Here is a 16,810-nt window from a genome sequence, read left to right as displayed (position 1 = left end):
TCAATAGTTTATAGGGGACAGATGGGTGAGGAGTATAGTCGGATTATCGCCTTTGCTGGATAGGGATAGCGAGGTTCCTGTCTACAAGCAGCTTTATCAGTACATACGACGACAGATCGAATCGGGCCGGTTAATGGAGAACGACAGGCTTCCGCCGATCCGTCAACTGTCCGCTCACTTGTTGATCGGCAAAAATACGGTAGAAACCGCGTACCAGCAGTTGCTCGCTGAAGGCTACGTGCAGAGCAAGCCGAGAAGCGGGCTGCTCGTGCTTCCGGTTCCGGTCCAGCAGGTGGCGGGAAGAGCGGAAACGGCAGGCATTCCGCTTCGGTCGGGGGAGATTGCTGAAGGGGGTGCAGAAGCAAGCTCGACAGCGATCGTCGACTTTCAGTATGGAGATATCGCCTTGGAGAGATTTCCGCTCGCCGCCTGGAAGAGATGCCTGACGGAAGCGCTGACCGGAGATCGCCGCCAAACGCTCGGATACGGGGAACTGCAGGGAAACGGGGAGCTTCGTCGAGAGATTGCCCGTTACCTGTACGGCGCCCGCGGAATCGTATGTTCATCGGAGCAGATTTTTCTGGCCGGAGGGACTCAGCATGCGATCAGTCTTCTGTGCCAGCTTTTATTGTCCGCCGAGGAGCCTTTTGGCATGGAAGACCCGGGGTATGACGGAGTAAGAACGGTACTGTCCAATCATCGGATACCGCTCGTTCCGATTCCGTACGACGGAGAGGGTCTTGACTTGGCGGCCTTGAAGCGAAGCGGAGCGAAAGCGGTCTATGTCACTCCTGCGCACCAATTCCCGCTGGGAAGCGTCATGCCTGTCGGCCAGAGGAGCCGGCTGCTGAAGTGGGCGGACGAGAGGGACGGGATCATCCTTGAGGATGATTACAACAGCGAGTTCCGTTATCAGGGCCAGCCTATTCCTCCGTTAAAGGCGATTGACGCCGAGGATAGAGTCGTCTATCTGGGGACGTTCTCCAAGTCCTTTATGCCGGCGCTGAGATTAAGCTATATGGTATTGCCGTTGCGGTTGGTCGATAACTTCCGCGATCGTCTGGAAGCTTACAGCCAAGCCGTATCCCCGCTGCTCCAGCAGGCTATGCTGCTGTTTATGAAGGAAGGGCATTACGCCCGGCACGTTCGTAAAACGAGGAAGCTGTACCAGGCCAGAAGCAGGACGCTGCTGCAAACCGTACAGAGGGAGATGGGGGATTGCGCCGCGATTATCGGTCAGAAGGCGGGACTGCATGTTCTGCTGGACGTTAAAGGCCGGGAATTCACGGAATTGACGGAGCTTGCGGCCGGGTGCGGAATTCGGATATATTCCCCAAGCCGTCATTGGATGAATCGGGAAAGCTGTCCCCGGTCATACGTTATGCTTGGTTTCGGGGGAATCGAAGAGGACCGAATTCACGAGGCTGTTCGTCGGCTGAAACGGATCTGGTTCGAGGATGGGGCGAGTAAGCCGAAAGAGGAGGAATAGGGAGATGGGGAAGCAATTCGATGCTCTCTTGCCGGAGCATGAGGCTTTTATTGCGAAGCAGCACATTTTTTTCGTGGGTTCGGCGCCGTTTTCCCCGGAAGGGCATGTCAATCTGTCGCCTAAAGGCTACGACTCGCTGCGCGTACTGACTCCGAATCGCGTCATTTACCTGGATTTGACGGGAAGCGGCAACGAGACGAGCTCACACATTCGGGAGAACGGAAGAGTTACGGTTATGTTTTGCGCCTTCGAAGGTCCTCCGAATATTTTGAGGCTGTACGGTCAGGGAACGGTTATCTTGCCCGGGACGGCCGAATGGGAGCGGCTGTATCCGTTATTTCCGCCGATTCCGGGCGCGCGGCAGATCATTGCGGTGGATTTCGATAAAGTCCAGACGTCGTGCGGATTTGCGGTTCCCTTCATGTCCTTCGAGCGGGAGCGGGACACCCTGAAGAAATGGGCTTCGCACCAAGGGGAAGACGGACTGATCGAATACCGAAGGCTGAAAAATGCCCGAAGCATCGACGGTCTTCCGACTCCCCTTGGAGAAGCAGACGCGGGGGAGTAGCCTCGCCATCGCTGGGATTACGGGATCGGAACGAGGGGCTAAAGTGCAACAAGGCCGGAGATACGATAGAATGGACATAAGAATGCAGAATGGAGCTGTGAGCGATGCCGGACGATGAAGTGATACTGACCAGAGAAGGATTGGATAAATTACAGGCCGAGCTTGACGACCTGAAATACGTGAAGCGCAAGGAATTGGCCGCTCGCATCAAGCTGGCGATCAGCTACGGCGATCTCAAGGAAAATAGCGAGTATCACTCGGCCAAGGACGATCAGGCTTTCATGGAGACGAGAATTCTCGTGCTGGAGAAAATGCTGCGCAACGTGCGGGTCGTCAACGAGAACGACTTGGATCAATCCCGCGTAAATGTCGGCTCGACTGTTGTGCTGAACGACATCGAATTCGCGGAAACCATCGAGTATCGGATCGTGGGCCCCGCCGAGGCGGACGTTACGGACAACAAAATCTCTTACGAGAGCCCGTTGGGCAAAGAACTAATCGGCAAGCGGGTTGGCGACGTCGTCAGCGTGGAGGCCCCGGTCGGTATCGTCAAGTACGAGCTGTTGGAGATCAAAGCGGGATAAAACGCGGCAGGAAAATTTAGGCGAGAAATCCGCGTTAATTTCGAGGAAACGGAGAGAAACGCCGATTTAAAGCGGAAAATCTGGTTCAAAACCGAAATGAGTGCTTGACTTATGAGGTTGGCTGGAGCGCGCCAGAAAGGGATGCTCTGTTTTGTATGATTTTTCGCACACGGAACGGTCTTTTTCAGACGATGACAGGTACTTTATATGAAATGTCGTACAAATTTCCGCTTATTTAGATATCTCTGCACGATTTTGTGTGGTTTTTCATACAACAGGCTTTGACGAACAGTTTTGGGGGCAAATTGTGTGAAAAAACATACAGGTCAAGCACTGATATTGAGATTGAGCGGAAAATCTTCTTTGTTTTCTAGGAACGGGACAATCTCCTACTCCTCTGATCAGACCGAGCTGAGGTTTCGATACGGGATCCAATCGGCCGACGTCCGGCCCCACCACATGTAGAGTTTGAGCTCGCTTGTGTTGAGGCCGAACGCTCGGCTATTCTCGTTCGTACGTTCTTCGTTCGTACGTCCCGGGTGGTTTCTCCCGTTCGATCGGTTAGAAGTTAGCGCGGCCCATTTTACCAGCCTGGAAGTCCTTGAAGGCTTCGATCAATTCCTCGCGGCTGTTCATGACGAACGGTCCGTGCATAAACACAGGTTCGTCGATCGGCTCGCCGCTCAGGAAAATAACCAACGCATCTTCGCTTATTCCTTCGACGGAGATGTCGCCAGCCTCGTTCCGGAACAGAACGAAGTCGCCTTCCCCCGCCGTCGTCTCATCGTTTACTTTTACCGTCCCGCGCAGTATCAATGCACCCGTATTAAAGGCTGGAGGAAGCTTAAAGCTCGCTCTGCCGCCTTTTTTCAGAGACATATCAAACAGATGGATCGGCGTGAACGTGCTTGCCGGACCCTGAGTTCCGTTATACTCGCCTGCAATGATGCGCACGGTTCCCCCGTTGTCGGGGAGGTCGACATAGCCCATTTTATCTTTGGTCAGCTCTTGATATTTAGGCGGGTGCATTTTGTGCTCTCGCGGCAGGTTGACCCACAGTTGGATCATGTGGAACAGCCCCCCGCGTTTGGAGAATTCCTTCTCATGATACTCTTTGTGCAGCAGGCCGGAGCCTGCGGTCATCCATTGCACGTCGCCCGGGCCGATAACGCCGTGGCTGCCGTGATTGTCATGATGCTCGATATAGCCTTCATATGCGATCGTCACCGTTTCAAAACCGCGGTGCGGATGAGCGCCGACGCCTTTGATCGAATCCGAGGGCGGAAATTCATAAGGAGCGTTATAGTCCATCAAGAGGAAAGGGCTAAACCTCGCCCCGAAATCCTCGCCGGAAGGGAAATAGTTGGACACCCGGAAGCCGTCTCCGACCATATGAAACGGAGCCCCCCGATGAGTGCCTTGGATGCTGCGGTAAGCTGTCATGATGAATCTCTCCTCTCTCTTCGTCTAATCTTAATTTTATAAATCTTAATTTTAAGATAAATGATCAACGCGATTTCGTCAACCCCCTGGCTCCATAACCCCGCCAAATACAACCGTCCCGCGAGCTAATTCGTCGCCATCGCCCGACGAGCAAATTCGCCGCTACTGTCCCGTCTCCATCCGTTGTCAACGTTTGTTGCTTTTTGGTGTGATCGAAGTCACACGACGCCGGAGAAGCGGTGCCTATACTGGAATCATTCGCATTTACAGAAAGTGAGGAGATAACATGTTAAGTCAACAAAGCATTGCCATCATAAAATCCACGGTTCCGGTGCTGGAGGTACACGGTACGGCGATTACGAAACGTTTTTACCAAATGATGTTCGCCGAGAACCCGGAGCTGCTTAATATTTTCAACCATGCCAACCAGAAACAGGGAAGGCAGCAGACCGCGCTTGCCAACGCCGTTTACGCGGCTGCGCTGCACATCGACAAGCTGGAAGCGATCCTCCCCGTCGTTCGCCAGATCGCTCACAAGCATCGCAGCTTGGGCGTGAAGGCGGAACACTATCCGATCGTCGGGAGGAACCTGCTGGCCGCGATCAAGGACGTGCTTGGGGACGCGGCTACCGAAGAAATCCTGAATGCCTGGGCAGAAGCGTACGGTGTCATAGCCGACGTATTCATTAGCGTGGAAGCGGAGATGTACGAGCAGTCGAAGAAGCAGCAAGGGGGATGGGCCGGTTTCCGGGCGTTCAAGGTAGCCAAGAAAGTCCGGGAGAGCGACGTCATAACGTCCTTCTACCTTGTCCCCCAAGACGGCAAAGGAATCGCCGCTTACGAACCGGGTCAATATATCAGCATCAAGCTGGAAATACCGGGAGAGACCAACACCCATATTCGCCAGTACAGTCTTTCGGACGCTCCAGGCAAGCCGTATTATCGCATATCCGTAAAGCGCGAAGACGAGCTCGGGGGTCGTCCGGCAGGCAAGGTATCGTGCTACCTGCACGAGCAGGTGGTTGAGGGAAGCTTGCTGCTGCTGTCGGCTCCGGCAGGAGACTTCATTCTCGATCAGGAAGATAGCCGTCCAGTCGTTCTCATCAGCGGGGGCGTAGGGCTGACTCCGATGGTCAGCATGCTGAACGCGTTGGCCGAGAGCGGCTCGTCCCGACAGGTTACCTTTATCCATGCCGCCCGGAACGGAGACGCGCACGCCATGCGCAAGCAAGTGGAGGAGTTGGCGGCCCGCCATTCCAATATTAGCGTTCATTGGTGCTACGAGCAGCCGTCGGAGCGGGACCGGGAAGACCGCAAATACGGCAAGGAGGGCTATATCGACCTGACATGGCTGCAATCGCTAGTCCCGACAGCCGACGCATGCTTTTATTTCTGCGGACCCGTGCCGTTTATGAAGGTTATCTATCGGATGCTGAAGGAATGGGGCGTGGCCGACGAAGATGCGCGCTATGAATTTTTCGGTCCCGCCGGCAGCTTGGCTTCCGCCTGAGATCGAAGCGCCCGATTGACGGTTTCCCGTCTCAAGCCGACGAACTGAGCGATTTCGTCCTGGGTAAGCAGCTCTGTAAGCGGGACGTCCTTGAAATAGGAGGCAAACCATTCCTGAAGCTTGCGCAGCTTGTCCGCAGGCGAGACTTCAGTCAACTGGTCTATCCGCTTCTGCATCATTCTTAGTTTTTCCTGGAGCAGCAGGGCGATCTCGCGACATTTGCCGGGGTTGATCTCCAGGTTCCGGTACCACTCCGCGGCGGGAAGCACCTCGATTTCGCATGTAACGAGCGCGATGGCCGTGCCGTAATTCGGGCTCGGGCTAATTAACGAATGATGCGGGATAGTTTCGTTCGGTACGATGATATTGACGAGAGTAGGCGTTCCGTCCTCGTGAAGCCTGACGATTTTCAACAGTCCGCTGACAAGACGATACAGAGCTCCCGATTCCCCTTGACGGAACAGGATCTCTCCTTTATGCAGAATCATGGTCTTATAATCTCCTTCGCGCCATCCGGGAGCGGAAGCCTTTTCAGGGCTTCCGTTCTTTTTTGTCCATTATATCAGGTGCGGAGCGATGTGATACAATCGGAGCAAACCTAAGAGACGGGGACGATAAACGAATGGGAAAAACAATCGGTTGTCTGCACGCCCACCACTCCAATATCGGGCACATAGACCGGACGTTGGCGGGACTTGGGGCGGAGCTGCTGCATTATGTCGATCCCGGCCTGGTGCGCCGGGTTTCCCGGGAACCGTCTTTTCGTCAGGAGGACGCCCGAAGGCGTGTCCAAGATCAGGTCGACTGGATCGGACAGAGCGGCGCGGACGCGATCCTCATTACCTGCACCCAATACATGGCGGAGCTGCGGGACAATCCGGCTTCGCTATCCGTACCGGTCGTGGGCATCGACGAGCTTTTCTTCGAATCGGTATGCGGCTTCGAGGGACCGCAATTGCTGCTGTTCACGAATCGGGCGACGGTGGGAGGGACGATGGAGCGGCTGCAAGCGTACGCGTTCGCAATTGGCCGACAGCCGAATGTGGAGGTTCGGGTGCTGGACGGCCTGTTCGAGCTCGTGATGAGGGGGGAACAGGAGCGGCACGATCTCGAATTGTTCCAGCGTATTCGGGAGCAAGCGACGTCCGATCCGGGCAGGCGGTTAGCGGTCGCCCAATTGTCTATGACCGCGGCGGCGGATAGAGCGGGCTCGGAGCTAGGCATCCCGATCGGCCATGCGTTGGAGAGTCTGACTAGCCGGATGAAAGAAACGCTCCGAAGGTAAATCATGCTATAATAATGAACAGGCAATTGAGGCGCTCAATTCACACTAATCGAAGCGGGGTTTGAACATTGATCTGGGAAAATAAAATCGCGACTACGCTGCAATGGACGAAGGAAATTTCCAACAGAGAGCAGAAGGAAGCGGTCGCGGCCAAAATCGCCGAACGCGTGCGGGACGGAGACGTGATCGGCGTCGGCTCGGGCTCGACGTCTTATTTGGCGCTGCTGGCGATCAGCAAGAAGGTGAAGGAGCAGAAGCTGAGCGTGCTGGCGATCCCGACTTCTCACGAGGTTTCGCTGACCTGTTCGATCATGGGGCTTCCAACTTCGACTCTGCTGAACGCGAGACCGGATTGGTATTTCGACGGCGCGGATGAGGTCGATCCGAAGAAAAACCTGATCAAAGGCCGGGGAGGCGCGATGTTTGCGGAGAAGCTGGTCATGAAGAGCGCTCCCGAAAACTACATTCTCGTCGATTCCTCCAAGTTCGTCTCCCAGCTGGGAGAAAAATTCGCGGCTCCGATCGAGGTCGATCCTCGCGCGGTTAACCTGGTCGAGACGGAGCTGTCCAAGCTGGGCGTCAAGGAAGTGCAGATGCGGATGGCGCTGGCTAAAGACGGCCCGGTCATTACCGAAGCGGGCAACCTCATTCTGGACGTGCGCTTCAACAAAATCGAGGACGGCTACGAGAAAGAGGTCAAATCGATTCCCGGCGTGATCGAGTCCGGCTTGTTCATGGGCTTTAACCTGGAAATTTTGACGACATAGAAGTTTTCGCGCGCAGGGCCAACACGACCTCATAAAGCGAGGGACGGCAATGAGTGCCAAGGAAATAACGGTTCCGACCGATCTGTGCGATGCTGCGGGACATCTGTCGCCGGATAGCATCGGGTGGGCCAGACACCCGCTAATTCGCTGCAATGTAACCGGGAGTCCGTTTCGCAAAAAGAAATGGAATTACTGGTGCGTAACGAGTCCCGAGCTGCTGTTTTCCGTCACGATTTCCCATTTGGATTATGCGGCGGTTATGTTCGTGTATGTGTTGGATTTGCGCACGCTGCGTTTTCGAGAGCAGACGGTGCTAGCTCCGCTTGGGGTAGGCTGCCGGCTGCCCGACGAGGTGGACGCATCGGCTGGCTACAGCGGCAAGGAACTGACGATCTCTTTCGAGGAACTGGGCGACGGCACAAGCGGCACAAGGCTACGGGTAGAGGCTCCCAACTTCGGCGGTCGGGGTCAAGCTTTGTCTGCCGACATCTTCGTTCGCAGGCCGGACGGCCATGAAACCTTAAACGTAGTCGTGCCGTGGAGCAAGACGCGGTATCAATTCACTTCCAAACAGGAAGCGCTTCCTGCGCAAGGGCAGGTTCGTTGGGAAGGTCAGACTTATGCCTTGTCTGAAGGGGAGGCGTTCGGCTGCCTGGATTTCGGCAGAGGCAAGTGGCCTTATCGCGCCAATTGGAATTGGGCGGCGGCATCCGGGAAGTCGACCGCAGGTCACACGATCGGCCTGAATCTCGGAGGCCAGTGGACGGACGGAACTGGACAGACGGAGAATGGAATCGTCGTGAACGGACGTTTGACGAAAATTCATGAGGATGTCGTCTGGACATACAATCGTAAACGCTATATGGAGCCATGGACGATGCGGACAGCAGGCTCGGATCGGGTGTCTCTCGTCTTCGAGCCGCTGTTCGAGAGAACGGCGAAGACGAACGCGCTGCTTATTCGCTCCGAGGTTCATCAGATGATCGGCAGGTTCCGGGGGCGTATCGTTTCCGAAGATGGCGAGGCGATCGTATTGGATGGATTGCTAGGTTGGGCCGAGGATCATTCGGCTCATTGGTAGATGGGAGCGCGCAACTTACTTCGAGTCAGTCGGAGCGGTTGCAAAGTATGCAGAGTCCGGCTCCAAAGAAGATTTGAATGTCTTTCTGCCACGAGTTAAGGACGCGCAGAAGCAGCTTGAAGCTGTCCAACAATCCGTTGACGACTATTTAAACAAGAACTTTGTGAGATTAGAGCAGTGAAATTTCACCATTGCCTGGCACGTTCGCGTATAGCAAAACCCGGCCCCGTTCCCTCAAGAACGCAGGCCGGGTTTTCCCGTTAAGGCCGATTCCGCAAATAATCCAATATCATCCGCTTTAGAATCTCAAGCTGCCGTCCCGCATCAAGATCGGATACGAACGAGAGAATATTATGCTGGAGCGACAGCTTCCGCGAAAAAATGCCGAAAACGTTAATGACCGTGGTCAACGTTTCGGAGACGGAAAGATCGGAGCGGATCGAGCCGTCCAACTGCCCTTCCCGAATAATCTTGCTGTATTCGCGGGAAGTTGCCCTGTAGAGCTCGTTAAAGCTCTCGAAGTCCTCCAGAGGTTCCGGAGAATGCGCGGCATAGCTCTCGAAGTCCTCCATAAACTTGATATTCGGGTTGTCCGGACGCTCCACGTCGGCGATAAAATGGTCCATTAGCCGCTCAAGCTTCTCAAGCGCGGTACCCGAATCGGCGGAAATATCGCGGAAGGTTTCGTAGGTGTTTTCCGTTCGCTTGGCTGCAACCGCGACGACCAGCTTCTCCTTTTTCGGGAAATAACGGAACAAAGTAGCGATGCCGATATTCGCCTCTTTGGCGATATCCTGCATCGTCGTTTTTTCTATTCCCTTCTTGATAAACACGGCTGTTGCGGCATCTACGATGGCGATCGCCCGCTGCTCCTTGCCGTCGTTTCTCTCCTGCTGATACCTCGATTTCGGATCCATCTCGTTCAAACCTTTCTTGTCCCACTCGATCTCGCGTATGAGTAATTATAAGCTCGGCTTCTTCCCATAACAAGGAGGGTTTGATATTTCGAACAATGGTGATATAATATGAATCGTTATGATAGTCACACTATCACGAAATTGAAATAGGACTGACAGAGAGCAACAGGAGGCGATCGGCACATCGGAGGCGGCATCGTTATTTGGATTTGAAGCGTTCGGTAAGCGCTTCCAACCGAGGCGGTTTGCAAGATGATTAGCCCTACTGAAATACATTCGAATGACAAGCAAAGGAGATGCGTAAACATGGGAGTGCTGGACAATAAAGTAGCGATTGTAACGGGTGCGGGAAGCGGCATGGGGCGCGAGGAAGCGCTGCTGTTCGCCAGAGAGGGAGCGACGGTCGTCGCCACCGACATCAACGAAGCCGCCGTGCACAACGTTGTTAAGGAAATTGAAGCGGAAGGAGGAAAGGGAATTGCCTTCGCGCATAACGTAGCTTCCGAGGAAGAGTGGAAGCGCGTCGTGGACGCCGCCGTCGCCAATTCCGGCAAAGTGGATGTTCTTGTCAACAATGCGGGCATTTCGCTGGCAACCGGACTTCTGGAAACGACGATCGAGCAGTGGAACAAAGTGATGAACATTAATCTGACTAGCGTGTTCCTTGGAATGAAGTACGTTATTCCGCACATGCAGGCCAACAAAGGCGGATCCATCATCAATATATCCTCCATTGCCGGGCTCACCGGCAGCAGCGGCGCAGGAGCCTATACGGCCTCCAAAGGCGCGGTTCGCATGCTAACCAAAGCTGCGGCGGTCGATTTCGGCAAGGATCACATTCGCGTCAACTCCGTGCATCCGGGTTTCATCGAAACTCCAATGAGCGCCGAGTTTGTCAACAACGAGCAGATGCTCCAATGGTTCCTGTCCCAGACTGCGCTGCCGAGAGTCGGTCGAGCGTCCGAGGTTGCGCAAGCGGTGCTGTTTCTGGCATCCGACGCCGCTTCCTATTTGACCGGAATCGAGCTGCCCGTAGACGGCGGCGTTACCGCGAAATAACGGCCCTTAACCGCGAGAGGAGACGATGCACATGCCAGCGAAAAAACCGCAGCAATGGGACCGCGAAGTCGATGTAGTCGTAATGGGGACGGGAGGAGCGGCTCTTGTGTCCGCGATTCTGGCTCATGACCAAGGCGCGAAGGTGCTGATTATCGAAAAGGCGGAACAGATCGGCGGAACGACTGCTTTTTCCGGGGGCGTGCCATGGGTTCCGATGAATCGTTACATGAAGGAAGCGGGTATCGAGGATTCAAGGGAAGAGTCGTTGAGGTATGCCAAAAGACTGACTGGGGGCAAGGAGCCGGACCCCGAGCTAATCGAGACGTTTATCGACAACGGTCACAAAATGATCGACTATTTGTACGAGCATACGCCTGTGCGTTTTTCGATACCGAAAGGGTATCCGGAGTACTACGCGACTTTGCCGGGAGGCAAGCCGACCGGAGGGCGCTCGCTTGACCCGATGCCGTTCGATATGAACCAGATCGGAGAATGGGCGTACAAGGTACGCAACAATCCGGCCTTCCCGCCTCTGACGCTGGAGGAGGGAGGAGCGATTGGCGGCATCGATTTCGCGAAGATCGCGGAACGGATGGAAAACAACATCGTCACAATGGGCCGCTCTCTCATCGCCTCGCTGTTCAAGGCTGTGCTCGACCGGGGTATAGAGACGTTGACCGGTACGCCGGGCAAGGAGCTCATTCTGAACGATACGGGCGAAGTGATCGGCTTGGTCGCCGAGCAGGGGGACTCTATGCTGCACATCGGCGCACGTAAAGGAGTTATTCTCGCTTCCGGCGGGTTTGAATGGAACAAGGAGCTGGTGAAGGCCTTCTTGAAAGCCGAAGTGACGCATCCGCTCTCGCCGGCAGGCAACGACGGAGACGGCCTCGTCATGGCGATGGAGGCGGGAGCCGCACTGGCTAACATGAGCGAAGCATGGTGGTATCCGGCGATGCAGGATCCGACGTTCGAATACGAGGATCGCGTCCTGAATCAGCTCGGAGGCGGTCGCATGGGACCCAACAGCATTATCGTCAACCGCCATGGCAGAAGGTTCGTGCACGAAGGCGTGACGTACAACGATATGCCCAAAGCGTTTTACGAGTACGATCCGGTCGCTTTGGAGTGGCCGAACGAGCCTCCGGTGTGGATGATTTTCGATCAGCAGCTGAAGGATCGTACGATGATCGTCACGATGATGCCGGGCGAAGACGCGCCGGATTGGGTCGACCGCGCGGATAATTTACGCGATCTGGCCGCGAAAATCGGCGTCGATCCTGACGGGCTGGAGCGGACCGTCGCCAGATGGAACGAGAATGTGCGGCAAGGAGCGGACCCGGATTTCGGCAGAGGCACGACCTTCTTCGAGAACCTTGGCGGGGGCGGAGGCAGTGCGGAGGCGAATCTTGGCACGATTGAGCAGGCGCCGTTTTACGCTCTACCTGTATACGCCGGTACGTTGGGAACGAACGGCGGTCCGCGCATCAACGCCGATGGCCAGGTAATCAGCCTGCGCGGCAAGCCGATTCCCGGATTGTACGCGGTTGGCAACGCCTCGATGGGCATTATGGGCCAAGCGTACGCCAGCGCGGGCGGAACGCTCGGCCCTGGAATGACGATGGGCTACTTGGCGGGAATCGCTGCAGGACAGTCGGCGTCTAGGGAGGTTTGAGGCCAGGCGAGAAAGCAAGGGATTGTCAGACGAGGAAAAGGAGTTGAATCGTTATGCCAAACGGAATTCATACGATAGAGCTTCCGGTTGCGATCGATAAAATATGGAATTTCGTCAGCGATATGAATAAGTGGGCGCCGCTCGTACCCGGGTACATCGAGCACGAAATTCTGAGCGATCGCCAATCCACCTGGGCCTTCAAAGGCGATCTCGGCTTTATGAAGAAAACGGTCAAGCTGAAGATCGACATCAAGGAGTGGATCGAGCCAACCAAAGTAACTTTCGATCTGTCGGGGCTGTCCGACAACTTCGGAGGCAACGGATATTTCGAGGCGGAGACTGTGGATGACAATACGACGAAAATGACCGGATGCCTGGACATTACAGCCAAAGGCGCAATGGGCCCGATGGTCAACACGATTCTGAAAACGTTCGTTCCGAAAACCGCCCAAGAGCTATCCGAGGCGATTGCCAATCGGATTGAGGAGATCGAGAACGTTAAAGCTTAAAAGGAAGGGGCTGTCTCATAAGCAAAAGAGGGTCGTACGAAGGGATGATCGATAGAGAAGTTGTCGTGCAAGTGTCTCCTTCCGCTGCTATACGATCCTGAAATCCGAATGGTTAACCCGTAAGAGGTGATTTCAGGACCTTATGAGGCAGTCTCCAGGAGACACATGCACTTTTTCTTAATCGATCATCTTGAATGACCAACTTATGAGACAACCCCTTTCTGTGGCTGTTTAAGTGTCTATCGGTCTGGTCAGACCGCAAGATCGTGCAATTCTGCCGCCACCGAGCCACGGTCTGTCAGATCGTAAGAGAGGGGCGAACAAGCTTGTCTAGCATCCCCACCCGCCCCGTTATCAGCAACTCAAGCCTCGTAGTTGACCAAATATTGCTGAAGCGCGGTATTGTAATAGCCGACGCTGTATTCGGCCACGTCGCCGGACGGGACGCGGGAGTAACGCGAGCGCCGCAGCAGATGGGTGTTCGGCTCCAGCTTTAGCAGTTCGGAGACGCGGACGGGCGCAACGGCGACTTCGAAATGATCGCGGAAACTCGCCAGCCCGATTTCTTGCTCCTCCAGCCAACCGTACAGCGATTGTTCTCCGAGATCGGCTGCTTCGACATTGCCCGTGCGGGACGTCAAATAGTGCGTGTAGTGAACATACGGCACATCGTCAAGGAAGTACAGACGCTCTATACAAACGCAGCTTTCCCCAAACAGACGATAAGGCTCGGAGCCTTCCGCGTTGCGGATCGTCTCTGTGCTAAGCAGTCGCTTGCGGATGCGATGCCCGCCCTCGACGAGAATTTCGGTGAAGCTCATCTGCTTCGACAGTCGGGAGGTGGACGTGTTGCGCAGCACCTTCGTGCCTTTGCCGCTGCCTTTTTCCAGATAGCCTTCCTGCACAAGCTCCTGGATCGCGTTGCGGACGGTAATTTTACTGACCGAGAACTCCTGCTCGAGCTGCGGCTCCGACGGAATCAAATCCCCGAGCGGATAGACGCCGTGCAGAATACGGTCTTTAATAATATTTTTAATTTGTCGGTACAAAGGTTTATGGTCCCGGGACAAGGTCATTGCGATTGCTCCTATCTACCTCTCTACGTCGCCTGCCGCTTGCGTCATAGCCCGCACGATTTCCCGTTCCGCAGCCATCGGGGTGTCCCCGACGGTCGTATGGGCCAACATGGCCGCCGCAGCTGCGTAACGAACTGTCCGTTCCGGTTCGAAGCCGGACAGCTCACCGTGCAGAATTCCGCTCGTGTAGGCGTCTCCAGCACCAATTCTATCATAAACGGCGAAGGTCAGCGTGTCGGAATAGTGAAAGCGTCCGTCCTTATACAAATACCCGCGCAAAGAATGCGTATTGTCTCCGTTTACGGAGCGGTGCGTTCCAGCCGCCGCGGCAATGCCGTATATGCGAGCGACTTCGGGAACCAGCTCTTCCAGCTGCTCCTCGCGCGTCGTTCCCTTTGTCGGCATTCCGAGCAGGTACATCGCATCTTTCTCGTTCATCATCACGATGTCCGCCAATCCCAGCATTTGTTCATAAAAAGGCTTCGCCTTCTCGTACCCGCCCTCGCCCCACAAAGACGGACGATAATTACAATCGAACGCGACGAGGCTGCCGCGGGCTTTCGCCGCTTTCGCGAAACGCAGCATATGGCTTCTTACCGCATCGTTCATAGCCAGCGTAATGCCGCAGAAATGAGCGACATCCAGTTGGCCGACGATATCGGCGAAATCGTAGGCGTCTGCCGGAGCCGTGTTGAAGCTGCTCTCCAAGCGGTTCGAGTAGGTGACGCGGCTCGGCCGTGCGCCAAAGCCGTTTTCAAGAAAATACATCCCGATATAGCTGCCGCCGCGAGCAACGAATTTCTGGGCGATGCCCAGCTTGCGCAGGTTGGCTGTCGCGGCGTCGCCGAGCGGATTGTCCGGCAGCCGGGTAACCAGATAGCCGTCGTGTCCGAAGCGAGCAAGCGCGGAGATTACGTTCACACCCGTCCCGGAGAACGAGTAGCTAAGCGTATTAGCCTGCGACAGCAGGTCGTACCCCGGCGCCTGCAGGCGCATCATCACCTCTCCGAAAGCGGCGATCCGTTTACCCATTGGCTCCGTCCACCAAACTTTTCGTGATGGACAGCAGCTCCTTCACGTCGGCAACGTTCGTTTTGCCCGTCTCTTGGTCGATAATCGAGGAATAGACGTGAGGGATGACTTGCGGAATACCGGCGTCCAGACAAATTTGCAAAATTTCTTCATAATTGTCCATATCGATGCCGCCGGTCGGCTCCAAGGCAAACCCTTCTTCCCCGCAAGCAATGGCGACGGCTTTCAGCTCCTCGATCCGGCTCAACCCGTTCATCGGAAAATATTTAAGCGCATTGCCGCCCATATCCCGCACGAGCGCGATTGCCGATTTGACCGGAACGATTGCCTGATCCGCCTGGGCTGCGCTGATTGGACCGGTGGAGATGCAGACATAGCCTGGACGCCCCGTCGGCGAGACGAGCGCATTGATCCAGCTGTCGCGGCTGCCCAGATTGGCGCGCGTCGCGCCTACGGCCGGGAACACTTGGTTGATGTGGCTCCCCGGATAGCTTTTGGCAATTTCCACGACGACAGCGGCTTGACGATTGTCTCCTGCGCCCAAACCGATCGATACGGCTTCGTCGATCGCTTCTCCGTACTGCCTCATGGCGGCGACGGCTTCTTCCGCGTTCGGATACGCCTTGGACAGCACGCCTACGAGAACGTGGCCTTCTGCCGCCTCGAACACTTCCTTGGCGTTCTCGATATCCCGGGCCAGTACGTTAAGAGCGACGCGGTTTTTGTATAAGCGTTTGGATAAGTTCGACATTTTAGAGTCCTCCCGTAAGTTCGCGAATTCTGACTGCAATCACATCGATATCGTCGCCTTGAAGGGGACGAGGGTCGATATCGAAATACCCTTGCTTCACGCCGTAGTCTCTAGTGTAAATAGCAATTTCTCCGCATTGCAGGCCCGCGACGACGTGTCCCGCATTCGTGCCCGAAGCGACGGGGTCAATCTTTACGCGCGCGCGGTAAATCGCTCGACCGGCCTCGTCCTGAACAATCGTTACCTGCACGCCGGCAATATCGTTAAGCGGCATGAGCGTCTGAAGCGACGCTTTCTCCTGCTCGCTGTTGTCCTTTTTCCCGACATATTCGTCCAGCGCTTGCAGCAATCCGAATGTCGACTCCTTGCCGACTTTCATGCTCCGACCGATGCCGTGCAGCTGCGTTTTGAGCCACTCCACATATTGTCGCTTGCCTCCGACGATACCGGAGGTCGGTCCCTCAATCGCCTTGGAGCCGCTGTAGATCGCAAGATCCGAATAACGGACGTATTTCCTCAAATCCTCCTCGGCAGCCGCGTCCACAATCATCGGAACGCCGTTGCGCTGCGCGACTTCCCAGGCCTCTTCGACGGAAATCATATTCTTCTGCACGCAATGATGCGATTTCACATACAGAATGGCTGCGGTATTTGGACCAATTGCATCCTCGATATGAGTAGCCTTGCCCTCGTTAGCGTATCCAACCTCGATCAGCTTGCCTCCGCCCAGGTAGACCATGGTCTCGACCGGCGCGCCGTACTGCACGTTATGGCCTTTCAGAATGATGATCTCGTTCGCGGCAATCGGCTCTTGATGCAGGCGTTCGCTCAGACGTTGGTTGCCTTTGGTCACAATAGCGGCGACCGACAGCGCAATGCCGCTGGAAGCCGAGTTAACGACAACGGCCGCTTCGGAGCCCAGAATGTTCGCGATATAATCTCCCGCCTTGTCGACGAGATCGGCGATCTCTACGTATTGCTGGCCTCCGCGCTTCATAGCGTCCATGACCGTATCGGTAGGGGCGGATACGCCAAGAATGCTCATCCGTCCGCTGGCATTAATG

General features: G+C 55.4%; 17 protein-coding genes. 10 read left to right on the top strand and 7 right to left on the bottom strand.

The window, feature by feature from the left end; all coding sequences use genetic code 11:
- Positions 1–25: 25 nt before the first annotated feature.
- The 3 genes from J4772_RS34680 to greA all read left to right on the top strand — a co-directional run bounded on the left by J4772_RS34680 (position 26) and on the right by greA (position 2,641).
- On the top strand, positions 26–1,489 hold the full coding sequence (locus tag J4772_RS34680; protein ID WP_247740933.1) for a MocR-like pyridoxine biosynthesis transcription factor PdxR: 1,464 nt from the start codon (positions 26–28) through the stop codon (positions 1,487–1,489).
- 4 nt (positions 1,490–1,493) lie between these two features.
- The gene (locus J4772_RS34675) at positions 1,494–2,057 is read left to right on the top strand and encodes a pyridoxamine 5'-phosphate oxidase family protein (protein ID WP_209073355.1); all 564 of its coding nucleotides are present in this window, start codon (positions 1,494–1,496) and stop codon (positions 2,055–2,057) included.
- 104 nt (positions 2,058–2,161) lie between these two features.
- Positions 2,162–2,641 (top strand): transcription elongation factor GreA, encoded by a 480-nt coding sequence (gene greA / locus J4772_RS34670; RefSeq protein ID WP_116064771.1) that lies wholly within the window; start codon positions 2,162–2,164, stop codon positions 2,639–2,641.
- Between the two features lie 561 nt (positions 2,642–3,202).
- Here the strand turns inward: greA and J4772_RS34665 are convergent.
- Positions 3,203–4,084, bottom strand: coding sequence for a pirin family protein (locus J4772_RS34665; protein ID WP_209073354.1), 882 nt, complete (start codon positions 4,082–4,084; stop codon positions 3,203–3,205).
- Positions 4,085–4,370: 286 nt separating this feature from the next.
- Between J4772_RS34665 and hmpA the strand changes: the two genes are divergently transcribed.
- Positions 4,371–5,594, top strand: coding sequence for an NO-inducible flavohemoprotein (gene hmpA / locus J4772_RS34660; RefSeq protein WP_209073353.1), 1,224 nt, complete (start codon positions 4,371–4,373; stop codon positions 5,592–5,594).
- Here hmpA and J4772_RS34655 read toward each other — a convergent pair.
- Positions 5,552–6,082 (bottom strand): Crp/Fnr family transcriptional regulator, encoded by a 531-nt coding sequence (locus J4772_RS34655; RefSeq protein WP_116064774.1) that lies wholly within the window; start codon positions 6,080–6,082, stop codon positions 5,552–5,554. The genes hmpA and J4772_RS34655 overlap by 43 nt on opposite strands.
- 134 nt (positions 6,083–6,216) lie before the next feature.
- Between J4772_RS34655 and J4772_RS34650 the strand changes: the two genes are divergently transcribed.
- The 3 genes from J4772_RS34650 to J4772_RS34640 all read left to right on the top strand — a co-directional run bounded on the left by J4772_RS34650 (position 6,217) and on the right by J4772_RS34640 (position 8,727).
- Entirely contained in the window at positions 6,217–6,879 is a 663-nt protein-coding gene (locus tag J4772_RS34650) for a hypothetical protein (protein ID WP_209073352.1), read from the top strand.
- Positions 6,880–6,947: 68 nt separating this feature from the next.
- A complete protein-coding gene (rpiA, locus tag J4772_RS34645; RefSeq protein WP_116064776.1) occupies positions 6,948–7,646 on the top strand; it encodes a ribose 5-phosphate isomerase A in 699 nt (232 codons plus the stop codon).
- 49 nt (positions 7,647–7,695) lie between these two features.
- Complete coding sequence (locus J4772_RS34640) at positions 7,696–8,727, top strand: DUF2804 domain-containing protein (RefSeq protein WP_209073351.1); 1,032 nt, start codon at positions 7,696–7,698, stop codon at positions 8,725–8,727.
- Between the two features lie 260 nt (positions 8,728–8,987).
- Here the strand turns inward: J4772_RS34640 and J4772_RS34635 are convergent, their stop codons facing one another.
- Positions 8,988–9,644, bottom strand: a complete 657-nt coding sequence (locus J4772_RS34635; RefSeq protein WP_209073350.1) for a TetR/AcrR family transcriptional regulator — start codon at positions 9,642–9,644, stop codon at positions 8,988–8,990.
- A 306-nt stretch (positions 9,645–9,950) separates the two neighbouring features.
- Between J4772_RS34635 and J4772_RS34630 the strand changes: the two genes are divergently transcribed.
- The 3 genes from J4772_RS34630 to J4772_RS34620 are packed head-to-tail and all read left to right on the top strand — an operon-like array spanning position 9,951 to position 12,887.
- A complete protein-coding gene (locus tag J4772_RS34630; RefSeq protein ID WP_209073349.1) occupies positions 9,951–10,703 on the top strand; it encodes an SDR family NAD(P)-dependent oxidoreductase in 753 nt (250 codons plus the stop codon).
- A 31-nt stretch (positions 10,704–10,734) separates the two neighbouring features.
- Positions 10,735–12,378 (top strand): FAD-binding protein, encoded by a 1,644-nt coding sequence (locus J4772_RS34625; protein WP_209073348.1) that lies wholly within the window; start codon positions 10,735–10,737, stop codon positions 12,376–12,378.
- Between the two features lie 53 nt (positions 12,379–12,431).
- Positions 12,432–12,887, top strand: coding sequence for an SRPBCC family protein (locus J4772_RS34620; protein WP_209073347.1), 456 nt, complete (start codon positions 12,432–12,434; stop codon positions 12,885–12,887).
- A 362-nt stretch (positions 12,888–13,249) separates the two neighbouring features.
- Here J4772_RS34620 and J4772_RS34615 read toward each other — a convergent pair whose 3' ends face one another.
- Genes J4772_RS34615 through J4772_RS34600 form a run of 4 tightly spaced genes read right to left on the bottom strand, consistent with a single transcriptional unit; the run spans position 13,250 to position 16,791 of the window.
- On the bottom strand, positions 13,250–13,963 hold the full coding sequence (locus tag J4772_RS34615) for a GntR family transcriptional regulator (protein WP_116064783.1): 714 nt from the start codon (positions 13,961–13,963) through the stop codon (positions 13,250–13,252).
- A gap of 15 nt (positions 13,964–13,978) precedes the next feature.
- On the bottom strand, positions 13,979–14,995 hold the full coding sequence (locus J4772_RS34610; RefSeq protein WP_209073346.1) for a sugar kinase: 1,017 nt from the start codon (positions 14,993–14,995) through the stop codon (positions 13,979–13,981).
- Positions 14,988–15,746, bottom strand: coding sequence for a 2-dehydro-3-deoxy-phosphogluconate aldolase (locus J4772_RS34605; protein WP_209073345.1), 759 nt, complete (start codon positions 15,744–15,746; stop codon positions 14,988–14,990). Before J4772_RS34605 ends, J4772_RS34610 begins: the two co-directional genes overlap by 8 nt.
- 1 nt (position 15,747) lies before the next feature.
- Entirely contained in the window at positions 15,748–16,791 is a 1,044-nt protein-coding gene (locus J4772_RS34600) for a DgaE family pyridoxal phosphate-dependent ammonia lyase (protein WP_371822925.1), read from the bottom strand.
- Positions 16,792–16,810 lie beyond the last annotated feature (19 nt).

Origin of the sequence: Cohnella sp. LGH, from assembly GCF_017671885.1 — a bacterium.
Lineage (GTDB): Bacteria > Bacillota > Bacilli > Paenibacillales > Paenibacillaceae > Cohnella > Cohnella phaseoli.
The sequence above is the reverse complement of the archived record's forward strand: the minus strand, read 5'-3'. Positions and strand labels throughout refer to the sequence as shown.